Here is a 12,532-nt window from a genome sequence, read left to right on the forward strand (position 1 = left end):
CCTGCCGGGGCCGTTCTCCATGGCTCCGGCCAGGTGGAACATGACCTGATAGGAGCTTGGCCAGCGGCCCCCTCAATGTCCTGTCTGACCCACCCGTCCGGCGTCACCTCCGGCCCGGGAAGGCAGCTGACAGGATGACAGTGACGATCACGCCCGCCGTGGAACTGGATGCGGTGTTCGGCGGAGTGGATTCCCATGCGGACACGATCCACGTTGCTGTCATCACCGACCGGGGCGGCTATGTCGCTGACGCCGAGTTCCCGACCACGGCAGCCGGATACGCTGCGGCGATCGCGTTCCTGAACGCCCACGGCACCGTGACCGCTGTCGAGGTCGAGGGGACTTCCTCCTACGGCCTCGGCTTCACACGCGCGGCCCGCGGCGCGGGCCTCACCGTGATCGAGGTCAACCAGCCCGACACGGCCCAGCGGCGCCGGCTCGGCAAGTCCGATCCCGTCGACGCCTACGCAGCCGCCCGGGCCGCGCTGTCCGGACGGGCATCGGCCATCCTCAGGGACAGCACCGTCAGCGGCATACGCGCACCTCTGCCGCATCGCGCTCGTCCGCATGTCCAGCGACGCCCGCAGCCGCGAGTACGTCGCCCGGCAGACCGCCGCCGGACGCACGAAGAAGGAGATCATCCGCCTGCTCAAGCGGGCGATCGCTCGGGAGATCTTCCGCTACCTCCCCACGCCAGTCACCGTCCCGGACGTCTCCGATCTCCGGCCCGCACGTCAGGCCAAGAACATCACCCTCACCAGCGTCGCCGAGCACTTCGGCGTCTGGCCGGCGGTGATCTCCTGCATCGAACGTGGCACACGCCGCGACGACGACCTCGCCAACTCCTACAGGGACTGGCTCACTGCCGCTTGGCCCCGGCGACCCAACAACTCCTCGATCCCGAGACCTGAGGTCATGGATGATGAGGCGATGTTCGTTCGCACGGAGAGCCTGCCGCGCACCCCGCAGCAGCACATGACAGTTCGGGTTCACACCCCCATCGGAACTGCCGTGGTGCTCTGGCGCGGTGATCCGCGAGAAGCCGATGGCCGGCACCTGATCGAATGGGCCGTCGACGAGGACATCCACTGGGGCCAGAACACCCGGCCAGCCGCTGCCGCCGAGCCGGAACTCCGGCAGGAAGGTGACCGGGTGATCATGAGTGGCCGCCTCCACCTGACCGACGACGGCGCCGCCTACCTCCAGATGGGCCACTGGCCCGTGCTCTTCGATCTGGCATCACCCATCCCCAGCGGCTTGGACGGTTCCTGGGTGCAGATCAGCGTCGGATCGGAGAGCGTCGCCCTGCACCCCTACCAAACCTGACCGGGCCACTCTCAGGTTCTCGGCAGCCCTTGACTGCCAATAGGAGCCTCGGTGAGGACCTACGAGGCTCCGCCCGGACGGCACCTGCCGGCCAGGACTTCCCCGGGGACCTCGCCCTTCAGGGAAAGCGCGGTGCGTCATGACGGCTTCGGCCCCTGCCGCGGGCACCCGCGGTGAAACGAAAGGGAGCAGCGATGCTGCTGATCTGTCGACGGGCAGCCATACACCGGAGATCCGGGCGCACTTGACCAGCCATCCGAGGACCGTGCCGAGGCTGCGCGAATTTCACGCGACAACTGCGGCCGCCCCCGCGATCATGGGCCGATGATCCCGGAAACGGACCTTCTTGGCCTGAGCATCGTCTGCCCGCCGCCCGACAAGGGCGGCCTGGAAGTACGCACGATCGTCAATGGCCGGGATCTGCTGGCCGACCTGTCGTCCCGTGGCGGGCACGGCGGCCGCCGGTATGTGGGCGCAGGCCCTCGTCACCTGTTGGGCCGCGCCAGTCCGTTGCATGCCACTACGACGCCCCACGAGGTTCGTCTCGCCCTGTCGGGGTGCGGCGTGGAGGAGTGCTGTGGCGCTCTGTACGTGGCAGTCACGCGTGACGGGGAGCAGGTGGTCTGGGCAGGCTGGCGCGACCCGTCCCATCAGAACCTGGACCTGCCGGAGCTTCGGTTCGGCGCGGCCCAGTACGAGGCCGAGGTGGCGCGGGCCTGCGAGGAGCGCAGTTGGCAGTGGCCGGCAGGAGAGGTCGCGCAGTTGCTCGAGGAGGGGCTGAGGGAACGCGGGGACTGGCTGGGCAGGTGGGATTGCGAGCTGGAAGCCGTCTGGGCCTCCCGCGCGGAGCCCGATCGAATCCACCTCGTTCTGAGGCACCCTCGTGACCGGGCCGACACGGACCGGCCCTGGATCCAGTTCGGGATGACCCTCCCGATCTCCGCAGACGGCCCACCGGGGCAGGCCGAGCATCTTGAAGCGTGGCTGACCGCGCGCGATCCCCGTGCCGTCGCCGAGGTCTGGGGAGGTACGTTCGACGCCGAGCAACTGGGATACCCGCGGCCGTCGGCGCATCCGCTGTACATGGGTCCGGCAGAAGGCGGCGAGCTGAGGCCTGTCCCACCTTTGAACTCCTACACGCAACCGCCCTCCCCGTGAGAAACGTGACTGTGCGGGGTGGGGAAGCACATGGAGCACAGGGACAGCAGGCCCCCGCGATGACCTGCCCTCCCCTGCCGGCTGCGCACCCGCCCCTCCCCCACCACCGCGCCCACGAAGGTGAGGGCACCGGTGAGAGAGGGGGAGACAACGGCGTCGCACGCCGGTGAGCCGTCCTCCGGCTCTGGTGCCCGGGTCGTCAGCGGCCGGTCCGGTTTCCGGTCGCCCGTCGCCGGTCGCCGGGCGCCGGTCCTGGCCATCCGTCAGTTCGCCCCTGCCGGTCTGGGTCCGCCCTGGGGTTCGGCGGGGTGGGGTTGCAGCCAGCCACGGATGGCGGCCTGGACTCCGGCCTGGAAGCGGGTGTCGGCGTCGAGTTCCTCCAGCATGCGGGTGATGCGGCGGCGGGCGGTGTGCACGTGTACGCCGAGCCGGCGGGCGATGCTTTCGTCTTTCAGGCCGGAAGCGAGCAGGCCGAGAAGTTCCCGCTGCTCCGCGCTGAGGGGGCTGACGGGGCTGCCGACGGGGGTGCCGCGTGCCCACAGGGACTCGAACAGTGGTAGTGCGGCGCGGTGCAGCAGGGAGCCGCCGAAGACCAGGGCCGCTCCTTCGGCTCCTCCGCCGTCCGAGGGCGGTGGGGGCAGCAGGCAGGTGCGCCGGTCCACGAGGACCAGGCCGGTGGGCAGGCGCTGCCCGATCCGGGCCTGGAGGCCGAGTCGGGTGAGGGCGATCAGATCTCGGGCCCGTTCGGGGAAGTCGGTACCGCGCCGGTCGGTGACGGTCCGTACGGCGACGCCGCGGGCCAGCAGACGGCGTATCCGGTCGGCGCCCGCTTCGTCACCCGCCTCGCCGGACTCGACCACTCCCCCGGACCGGGACGTCGTCAGCGCGCCACGGTCGAGGACGAGAACTTCCGTTTCGGCGGAGTCGAGCATGGTGTCCAGGCGGGCTTCGACGGCTTCGGCGCCGGTGAGGACCTCTACGCCGGCCGGGGGCCCGGGGGGTAGGACGGGCGGCGGCGGTAACTCGTGGGCCAGCCGGTCGGCGTAGGTGCGCAGGGACCTCAGTTCGGCGGATTCCCGGTGCAGGAGGTCCTGTCGGCGCTGGATGAGAACGCGCAGCACGGCAGCCGGATCCACGGACGGGTCGACGGCCGGGCCGGGGGCCGGGGTGGCGGCCGGGCCGGGGGCCGTGTGGATCGTCGGCCTGCTGTCTTCCTGCGTACGGGCGGGAGTCCGGTCGTGCGGGTCGGTTTCGATCATGCCGGGGATTTTGACCGCCTTCACAGGGCCCCCACAACTGTGCATGGCCACTTCTGAGGGGGCCCCGGCTCTGGTCGCGAGCCGCCTGCGGCGCTTGCATGGCGGCGACTCACAGCTACGCATCAGGCACTCATGGTTGAGGAGACCCCTTGCCCAAGTTCAGCGCAGGTTCGTCGGCTCCGACCCCGACCGTACGACGGATATGGCGGAAAGAGTTCCGATCCGCCGGAGGAATCGCGGTTCTGCTGGCCGCCGCAATGACCTTGCAGGCGTCGCCGGCGTGGGCCGCGGACCCCGGCCCCTCGAACGTCCTGCCCGGCCAGGACACCGCGACCCCGGTGCTCGTCGAGGGCCTACGGGAGTCCGTGGACGCCAAGGCCGCCCCCGCCGACGCGGCCCGCAAGCACCTCGCGGCGAACAAGAGCCGTTACAAGATCCCGCGGGCGGGCAGCGACCTCGCCACCCTCTCGGCGACGGCCACCGGGGCCAGGGACGAGACCGTCCGGCTGCAGCAGAAGCACCGCGGAGTCGACGTCCTGGGCGGCCAGTACGTCGTGCGCATGCAGAAGCAGGACGGCAAGCGCGTGGTCACCGGCACTTCGGGGCACTACTTCACGGCCCTGAAGACCGACGTCACCCCCCAGGTCGCCGAGGACGTGGCGGTACGCCGAGCGGTCGCCGCCACGGCCCGCCGGCTGGGCGCCGCCCTCCACAAGGGCCAGGCGCCCCGCTCGGAGTCCGGTGACCCGGCGGCCACCGGCATGACCGGTGAGGCCAAGGGGCTCGTCGTCCTGCCCAAGGGCGGCGGCGTACTCGCCTACCGCGTCACCGTGCGCGGCACCGCCCCCGGCACCGGCGCGCCGGTCGTGGACGAGGTGTACGTGGACGCCCGCTCGGGCTACCCGGCGCTGCAGTACAGCGCGTTGAAGACGCTGGCGGCCCCGAAGGCCGCCACGGGGACGGCCGGTCAGGCCGCGGAGGGGGCGACGGCGGACGGGCCTCCCGCCGTTCCCCCGAACCTGGTCCCGGAGACCGGTTCCGGTACCCGGCTCGGTGGTACCCCGGCATCGCTGGACATCGCCTACGACCCTGCGGCGGGGAACTACCTCCTTGCGGACGCGGGCCGGATGCGCGCCACATCGAAGAGCCTGCTGTCCACCTGGGACGCCCGGGGCAAGTCGGTGTCGGAGACGGCGGGCAAGTGGCCCTCGGGCATCACCATGTTCTCCTCCCCGACCACCACCTTCGGCGGGCCGGCGACGGAGTCGGGGGCCGTGGACGCCCACTGGAACGCGGGCCAGGTCTACGACTTCTACAAGAAGAACTTCGGGCGCGACAGCCTCGACGGGGCCGGTGGGGTCGTCAACTCGCTGGTCGGCGTGACCTATTACGGCCTGCCCTACGCCAACGCGTTCTGGGACGGCACCAAGATGGTCTACGGCAACGGCGACGACGAGTTCAAGCCGATGTCCGCCGACACCGACGTCGTGGGCCACGAGATGACCCACGGGGTCATCGAGCACACGGCGAACCTGGTCTACGCGGGCCAGTCCGGCGCCCTGAACGAGGCCCTGGCCGACTACTTCGGCAACGCCATCGACGTCACCGCGAGCGGCACGCCGATGGGCGATCCGGCCGCCGGCCTGATCGGCGAGGACCTGTGCCGCACGAAGGCCGCCGCCGACTGCGCGCTGCGTGACCTCAACGACGGGGCCACCACGTCGAAGAGCTTCCTGGGCGTGTCGTTCGCCACCGACAACGGCGGCGTGCACCTGAACTCCACGATCTTCTCCGGCGCGCTGTGGGACATGCGCGAGGACCTGGGCGGGGAGCTCGCCGACAAGATCGTGTACAAGGCCGTCACCGAGTACATGACGCCGATCGACGGGTTCACCGAGGCCCGGGGCGCGGTGCTCGCCGCTGCCAAGGCGCTGGGCGCGACCTCCTCCCAGCAGAACACCGTCAAGCGGTCCTTCAACGCCCACGGCATCGTCCCGGGCTGGGAGCAGGCCCTCGGTGTCGACAGCGACACCCTCTTCGGGACGCTGAACACCACGGACTCCGGTGTGGGTGCGGGCGGCGGCTGGTGGACGGCCTCGAAGTCCAACGACGACGGCTCCGAGCCCTACTCGGTCTACGCCGGCCGGCTCGACGGCAAGGGCGCGCCGAAGGTGATCAGCCCCAACGACGGCCGCTACCACACCGCCCCGGCGACGGACGGCAAGACGGTGGTGTGGACGGCGTACGGCCCGGCCTCGGTCGACGTGCTCTCCCGTCCGGTGGCGGGCGGGCCGGTCAAGACGCTCTACAGCTCGACGACGGGCGTCGCGGGCCTGCGGGTGGAGAAGAACACGGTCGTGTTCGAGGAGTACGACATCCTCGGCGGCCGGCACGTCGGCTACATGCGGCCCACCGACAAGGCGCCGGTCTTCACCGACGGCAAGAAGTGGAACACCCTGACCGCGCTGCCCTCCATCAGCGACAACAAGATCGCCTACGCGAAGCTGTACGCGCAGGGCGGCTCCTACCGGCTGGGCGTCGAGGTGGTCGACCTGGCCACCGGCAAGGCGGTCCTGACCGAGCAGCTGGACGAGCCGGTGAGCCTGGGCCAGACCGGCATCAACGGCAAGAACGTGTTCTGGCTGGCGGACAGCGACGAGAGCAACGGCGGTCTTGTGTCGGTCGTCAGTTCCGGCCTGGACGGCCGCGGCGCCTTCCTCGTCAGCAGCGAGCACAAGCCGGGTGCTTTCATCGCTTCCGACCTGACGGTCTCGCAGGACGCGCTGACCCTGGTCGCCCGTACGCCGGACACCCGGTTCCGCAACGAGTCGCTGCCGAAGCTGTGGCAGCTGACCACCGATGGCGCCCGCCGCGAGCGGGTGTCCTGCAACCGCGGTGAGCAGAATTACCCGGTGGCCGGCGCGGGCCGCCAGGTCGCCTGGCTGGACGCGACGACCGGCTCAACCGACCTGGTGGTCCGGGAACGCCCGGCCGGCACCTGCTGATCCCCACCGCTGAGTGACGGGGCCGACGGCCGCAGCCGTCGGCCCCGTCCGCGCGCCAGGCATTCGAGCGGGGATCCGGCGGCTGTCATGTCCCCGCCCTGGCTTCCCGACGCGGCGCCGGCGCCCCCCATCCGTACCCGTACACGAGCCCGTACACGAGCCCGTACACGTGCCCGGTCCGGCCGTGCCCGGGCTGTTGTGGTCGTGCTCCAATGGCCGGATGGTGAAGATCGAATCAGAGCTGATACGACGTTGGCTGGGCGGCTGGACCGTTGCCCGCTCCCTGCCCGAGGCCGAGCCGGTCGGGACCGGCGGTGACGGGCTGCGCTCCGAGTGCCATCAACCCGGGCGCGAGGTGGAGGTGTTCGCGCTGCGCGCGGACGAGGAGCCCGAGTCCTTGGCGCGGCTGGCGGCAGCCGTTGCCGCCGCGCGGCAGGTCACCTGGCTCACCGTACCCACGCTGCGCCCGGGCAGGGTCGAGGCCGTCGTCGACGCCGCGGGACTGGAGCTGCTGCGCCGTGCCGAGTGGCTCATGACGACCGATCTGACCGAGCACCCGCGGCACGCGCCCGCCGCGCCGTACGAGCGCGAGGTGCGTACGGATGGACCGGTCACGGTCGTCTCCCTCCGCGGCCCCTCCGGTGAGGTGGCGGCGCGCGGCACCATGGCCGTGGTCGGCGGCGACGCGATCGCCGATCGCATCGAGACGGACGCGGCGCACCGTCGTCGCGGCCTGGGGCGCGCCGTGATGAGCGCCTTGGCGGAGGCAGCCGTGTCCGGGGGCGCCCGTACCGGTCTGCTGATCGCCAGTGAGGAAGGCCGGCACCTGTACTCGTCCCTCGGCTGGCGCCGCGAGGCCGACGTCGTGATCGCCGGGCGGCCGGCGGCTTCCTGACCGGCCAGGAGGGGATCATGTGAGGGTCGGCTGCTGCCTCGTGCCGGTAGACCTCATGCGCCGCGGGAGTCGATGTCCTCCATGAAGGCCAGCATCCGGGCGTTGACCAGGTCGGGGTGGTCGATCTGCGGTCCGTGGCCGGTGGCGGCGACGATCTCGGCGCGGGCTCCGGGGATGAGGCGCGGCACCCGCTCCAGCTGCCTCTGCGGGTGCACGAGCAGGCTGCGCTTGCCCATGATCAGGTAGAACGGCGTCCGGATGGTGCCCAGTTCGGCGTCCGACAGCGGCAGCGGGGCGGGGCGGCGGATCCGGAAGGCCCGTACGCCGGCCTGGATCATCGCGCGGAGCTCAGGGACGACGATCACCGGCTGCTCCAGCCACTCGGCCAGGCGGGGCCGCCACGCCTTGGGGGCGTATGTGGCGAAGAGGCTGGCGAAGATCCAGACGAAGAAGCGCAGTCCCACCTTTTCCAGGCCGCCGGGGTCGAGGGCGGTGACGGAGGCGAGCCGTCCGGGCCGACGGTGGGCCTGGTTGATCACCAGCCAGCCGCCGTAGGAGGAGCCGACCAGGTGGACCTTGTCCAGGCCGAGCGCGTCGAGGGCTTCGTCCAGCCATTGCGCGGCGCGCTCGGGCTGCCACATGGGCTCGCGGTGGACGCTGCGGCCGGGGTCGCCGGGGGTGTCGAGGGCGTAGACGGGGCGTTCGGCGCTGAGGGCGCGGGTGTTGGGGTACCACTGGGCGGAGCAGCCCCCCGAGCCGTGGATCAGGACCACGGGCGTGCGGGTCTCGGCGGCCGGGTCCGTGGGGCCGTAACGGTAGACGTGCGTGGTGCCGAAGCTCGTCTCGACATCGGTCTCGGAGCGGGCGGGTGCGCCCAGCGCGTAGAGGGCGTCGCATGCGGCGAAGTACCGGTCCCGCAGCGTGTCGTTCACGTAGTGGCCGATGTCGCGGCTCACGCGGGGCCGGGTCGTCGGGGTCTGGGGCACGGGCACGGGCACCTCCTGGAAGATCCGTTCTTCGTAATACGAACGTACCATGAAAATGGTACGGCGGTATCATGAAAACGAGCCGGGCGGCCGGACCCCATTCAGCATCGACGGGCGGAGACAGACCACATGCCGAAGCGCGTGGACCACGAGGAGCGGCGGACGCAGATCGCCGAGGCGCTCGTCCGGGTCGCCGGACGGCGCGGACTGCACGCCGTCGGCATGCGGGACGTGGCGGCCGAGGCCGGCGTGTCACTGCGGCTCGTGCAGTACTACTTCCAGACCAAGGAAAAGCTGCTCTTCTACGGGCTCCAGCATCTCACCGACCGCTTCTCCGCCCGTGTGGGGGCGCGCCTGAGCGCCGTCGGCCCGGATCCCGGCCCGCGCGCGACCATCGAGGCGATCCTGCTGGCTTCCCTGCCCACCGACGAGGAGAGCCGCACCTTTCATCTCCTCTACAGCTCCTACTCGATCCTGTCCGTGACGGACGACGCCCTCGCCGCGCAGCCGTTCATCGACAAACCGGATGCCGCCGAGGACGCTCTGGCAGGCCTGATCAGGCAGGCGCAGGAGGCGGGGCTGGCCGATCCGGACGCCGACGCGCGCACGGAGGCGATCAGCCTTCTGGCGATGACGGCGACGATGGGGACCAGCATCCTCGTGGGCCAGCGGCAGCCGGAATCGGCCGTCGCGGTACTCCACCACCACCTGGACCGCATCTTCACCCCCCAGCGGCCCCCCGCACCGGACGAACCGACGACCGCCGCCACCGCCGCCGCCGCCACCACCGCCGCCGGTCGACCAGGCCAGTTCTAGAAGGGCTCGGCAGCCTGCAGCAGGTCCGGTGGAAGGTAGGCGGACTCGACTCGGATGGCCCAGCCACGCCGACGGGCGTGGCAGGCCAGACCCACGATGCCGAGACTGATGGCAGCATCCGCATCGTCGGCGCGGTCGGCGACCTGGTAGTAGGCGCGGTGGGCTTCGAGCGCGTCGGCCAGCGCCAGGTTGAAGCTCTCCTCGTCGCCCTCGATGAGCTGGGACAGCAGCACCGCCGGAGGCATGGCGAAGCCCCAGTCCTTGGCGTTCTCGACCTGCTGGAGCGCTCGCTGCGCGGCCTGTTCGGCGTCCACGCCCCTCAGATAGGCGTGCAGGGCCTCGCGGTACGCGCTGAAGGCGGCGCCGTCCGGGCGGGCGAAGGCAGGACCGGTGAGGACCAGAGGGGCGAGGTCCTCGCGCTCTCCGGTGATCAGGGCGAGGGCGACCGCCCTCTCCCAATTGTGGGCGCCGGCCTCCTCGCCCCGTTCGGCCGGACAGCGCAGTGCGCGGCCGTCAATGGTCACCTCGACCTCGGTTCCCGGCTCGGCGAGAGCGATGCGGAACAGTGCCGCCCCCATCCGGGCGGCCCGTCGCAGGGGCGCGAGTCGGCGATCCGTGAGCTCGCCGGGATCTGCCGAACGCCACTTGAACAGGCGCACCTGGTCGTCCATGATCCAGGCGAGCCGCCAGACCTTCAGGGGTTGTCCCTCGCCCGCGGTGAGCAACTCCTGGACATCCTCCTCGTACATGGCCTCGGTCTGCGGGTGCACGGCCCGCTCGCAGGCCGGTCGTTCCACCACCAGGGGGCCCGCGGCGAGCGCGGCTACCGCGTCGGGCCGCCGGTCACGGCCGAAGCCGGCGACCCTCGGACCCGGGGTCTCGAACCCGGTGATCAGCGCGTGCGGGAGGTAGTCGCTGCGTACGGCGGGTGACCAGCCCAGCGTCCGGTACGCGAGAGCGGCAAGGGCGATCGGGACGAGCGGCAGCAGGGAGCGAGCGGAAGCCGAGGGGCCCTGCCGGGCGCTGTGCTCGACGAGGAGGTCGGCCAGAGCTGCATCGAACGCGGTCCGGTCCTCGGCGGCCAGGGCGCGCAGCGTACGCAGCGCCGCTAGCGTAGGCAGCGCCGCACTCGCACTCTCCGGCCGGTCCCCCACCGCGCCGGCCCCCTGGGCGCGGGTACGGACGCGGTCCAGGGCCGCGTCGACGGCAGCGAGCTTGGCCCGGGCGCTCGGCGGGTATTCCTCGTCGTTGCCGGTGCTGTCGAGAACCACGGCATTCAGGGCGGTGACGAGTTCGCCGGCGGGTGTCCCCTGCGCCTTCTCGACGAACTTGTCCCGCGCGAAGTGGAAGGCCTCACCATGCCACTTCGCCTTGTCCCTCAGGACCGCCAGGCAGAGCGCGTCGATCCACTCGCCGGGAGTGACGCTCTCTTCGGGCGCGTCGTCACCCGGGTCGTAGCTCATCCCGAAGTTCGGGTATTCCAGGAAGACTTGGAAGCTGCAGTGCGGGTGGTAGGCGGCATAGGCGACGGCGCCGGCCGCGGCCTCGGAAGCGTCCTTGAGGGCGGCCTTGGCCTCCGGGGTGTCGAGGTCGGGTGACGTGACGGAGAGCGCGGCGAGGTAGTCGAGGAAGTCGTCGGCGATCAACTGCCATTCGTACGTGGTGATCCGGCCGGCCCTCGACATGGACCGCACCTGCCCCCCGATACGGTTCGTGAAGTCCTCACGGGCTGCCGACACGACGGCCCCGGCCACCTGGTGACGCTCTATTCGCACTGCCCTGCTCCTTGATCGATACCGGCGACAGCCTAGGTGCGAGATCTGACAGCCGACGGCTGCCACTCCGCCTTGGACGGGCGACCTGAGCGTGCTTCTCTGCGGTCGCCGCCGCGAGCGGGAGGGCTGGGGGGGGCGGTGTGGGGCCGCCACCGTTCGGGACGTGTCCAGCCGAGGCGGCCACGCCTTGGGGGTCGCGGTGCGGGCGGGGTGGGGGGAAAGGGCAGGGGCGGGGGCAGGACCGTCTTGTCATATTCGGTGCCGCTCGGGGTAGGCGCGAGACGTGAGTGATCTCGAACCGCGGCGGCAGAATTCCGAGGACCTGCTGGCCGGCCTGAGCGTGGACGCCAGTCGACCGGAGCAGCCTGTTCTGCTCGATGCGCACGGCGCGCCGATCAGAACGTGGAAGGAGAACTACCCGTACGACCGCAAGATCCGGCGGGCCGAGTACGAGCGGACCAAGCGGATCCTCCAGATCGAGCTGCTGAAGCTGCAGCACTGGGCCAAGGAGACCGGTGCCCGGCTGGTGGTGATCTGCGAGGGCCGGGACGCGGCGGGCAAGGGCGGAACGATCCAGCGGTTCACCGAGAGGCTCAACCCCCGCGGAGCACGGATCGTCGCCCTGGACAAGCCGACCGGGCGGGAGGAGGGGCAGTGGTACTTCCAGCGGTACGTCCCTCATCTGCCGTCTGCCGGTGAGATCGTCTTCTTCGACCGGTCCTGGTACAACCGGGCCGGCGTGGAGAAGGTGATGGGTTTCTGCACGCCGGAGCAACACGAGCTGTTCCTGCGGCAGTGTCCCGGTTTCGAGGCGATGCTCGTGGAGGACGGGATCCTCCTGGTGAAGTTCTGGTTCTCGGTCTCCCGCGCCGAGCAACGCACCCGTTTCGCGATCCGGCAGGTCGATCCGGTGCGGCAGTGGAAGCTGTCGCCCACGGACCTCGCCTCCCTGGACCTGTGGGACGCCTACACCACGGCGAAGGTCGAGATGTTCCGTGCGACCGACACCGCTCGCGCGCCGTGGACGGTGGTCAAAAGCAACGACAAGCGGCGCGGGCGCCTGGAAGCCATGCGGAGCCTGTTGTGGCGGATCGACTACGACCGCAAGGACGAAGCCGCGGTGGGCAAGCCCGACAGCCTCATCGTCGGCGCGGCCGACACACTCCTCGAGGCCGGTGAGGAGCCGTCCAACCTCTCCCCCACTCCTCTGGCCGGGCCGCCCGTGGGCCCCGGTCTGCACCCCGACCCGTAGGCGCCGGTCACCCGGTTCATCTGCTGCCGACCTGGACGCCCGCACCCGCGTCGGGAAGAC

General features: G+C 71.0%; 9 protein-coding genes and 1 pseudogene. 7 read left to right on the top strand and 3 right to left on the bottom strand.

Features of this window, described 5'->3' with window-relative positions; genetic code table 11:
• Positions 1-134 precede the first annotated feature (134 nt).
• The 3 genes and pseudogenes from NRK68_RS36890 to NRK68_RS01410 form a co-directional block, all read left to right on the top strand.
• Positions 135-515, top strand: a pseudogene (locus NRK68_RS36890) (IS110 family transposase); the annotation flags it as partial.
• Positions 516-567: 52 nt separating this feature from the next.
• Entirely contained in the window at positions 568-1,326 is a 759-nt protein-coding gene (locus NRK68_RS01405; RefSeq protein WP_257854512.1) for a helix-turn-helix domain-containing protein, read from the top strand.
• Positions 1,327-1,650: 324 nt separating this feature from the next.
• Positions 1,651-2,484, top strand: coding sequence for a hypothetical protein (locus NRK68_RS01410; protein ID WP_257854513.1), 834 nt, complete (start codon positions 1,651-1,653; stop codon positions 2,482-2,484).
• A 263-nt stretch (positions 2,485-2,747) separates the two neighbouring features.
• Here NRK68_RS01410 and NRK68_RS01415 read toward each other — a convergent pair whose 3' ends face one another.
• Entirely contained in the window at positions 2,748-3,743 is a 996-nt protein-coding gene (locus tag NRK68_RS01415; protein ID WP_257854515.1) for a helix-turn-helix transcriptional regulator, read from the bottom strand.
• A gap of 257 nt (positions 3,744-4,000) precedes the next feature.
• Between NRK68_RS01415 and NRK68_RS01420 the strand changes: the two genes are divergently transcribed.
• Both NRK68_RS01420 and NRK68_RS01425 read left to right on the top strand, forming a co-directional pair.
• Entirely contained in the window at positions 4,001-6,748 is a 2,748-nt protein-coding gene (locus NRK68_RS01420) for a M4 family metallopeptidase (RefSeq protein ID WP_183066089.1), read from the top strand.
• 220 nt (positions 6,749-6,968) lie between these two features.
• Positions 6,969-7,643, top strand: a complete 675-nt coding sequence (locus NRK68_RS01425; RefSeq protein ID WP_183066088.1) for a GNAT family N-acetyltransferase — start codon at positions 6,969-6,971, stop codon at positions 7,641-7,643.
• 53 nt (positions 7,644-7,696) lie between these two features.
• On the opposite strand, the gene NRK68_RS01430 is transcribed toward NRK68_RS01425, so the two are convergent.
• Complete coding sequence (locus NRK68_RS01430; RefSeq protein ID WP_257854518.1) at positions 7,697-8,680, bottom strand: alpha/beta fold hydrolase; 984 nt, start codon at positions 8,678-8,680, stop codon at positions 7,697-7,699.
• Positions 8,681-8,758: 78 nt separating this feature from the next.
• On the opposite strand from NRK68_RS01430, the gene NRK68_RS01435 reads away from it, so the two are divergent.
• On the top strand, positions 8,759-9,445 hold the full coding sequence (locus NRK68_RS01435) for a TetR/AcrR family transcriptional regulator (RefSeq protein WP_183066087.1): 687 nt from the start codon (positions 8,759-8,761) through the stop codon (positions 9,443-9,445).
• Here NRK68_RS01435 and NRK68_RS01440 read toward each other — a convergent pair.
• The gene (locus NRK68_RS01440; RefSeq protein WP_183066263.1) at positions 9,442-11,199 is read right to left on the bottom strand and encodes an immunity 49 family protein; all 1,758 of its coding nucleotides are present in this window, start codon (positions 11,197-11,199) and stop codon (positions 9,442-9,444) included. The genes NRK68_RS01435 and NRK68_RS01440 overlap by 4 nt on opposite strands.
• A gap of 304 nt (positions 11,200-11,503) precedes the next feature.
• Between NRK68_RS01440 and ppk2 the strand changes: the two genes are divergently transcribed.
• Positions 11,504-12,472 (top strand): polyphosphate kinase 2, encoded by a 969-nt coding sequence (gene ppk2, locus NRK68_RS01445; protein WP_183066086.1) that lies wholly within the window; start codon positions 11,504-11,506, stop codon positions 12,470-12,472.
• The last annotated feature ends 60 nt before the right edge of the window (positions 12,473-12,532 follow it).

The organism is Streptomyces yangpuensis (assembly GCF_024666385.1).
In the GTDB taxonomy this organism is placed as follows: domain Bacteria; phylum Actinomycetota; class Actinomycetes; order Streptomycetales; family Streptomycetaceae; genus Streptomyces; species Streptomyces yangpuensis.

Coding starts and splice junctions, on each gene's coding strand:
- NRK68_RS01405 (WP_257854512.1), top strand. CDS start 568: ATGTCCAGCGACGCCCGCAGCCGCGAGTACGTCGCCCGGCAGACCGCC.
- NRK68_RS01410 (WP_257854513.1), top strand. CDS start 1,651: ATGATCCCGGAAACGGACCTTCTTGGCCTGAGCATCGTCTGCCCGCCG.
- NRK68_RS01415 (WP_257854515.1), bottom strand. CDS start 3,743: ATGATCGAAACCGACCCGCACGACCGGACTCCCGCCCGTACGCAGGAA.
- NRK68_RS01420 (WP_183066089.1), top strand. CDS start 4,001: ATGACCTTGCAGGCGTCGCCGGCGTGGGCCGCGGACCCCGGCCCCTCG.
- NRK68_RS01425 (WP_183066088.1), top strand. CDS start 6,969: ATGGTGAAGATCGAATCAGAGCTGATACGACGTTGGCTGGGCGGCTGG.
- NRK68_RS01430 (WP_257854518.1), bottom strand. CDS start 8,680: ATGGTACGTTCGTATTACGAAGAACGGATCTTCCAGGAGGTGCCCGTG.
- NRK68_RS01435 (WP_183066087.1), top strand. CDS start 8,759: ATGCCGAAGCGCGTGGACCACGAGGAGCGGCGGACGCAGATCGCCGAG.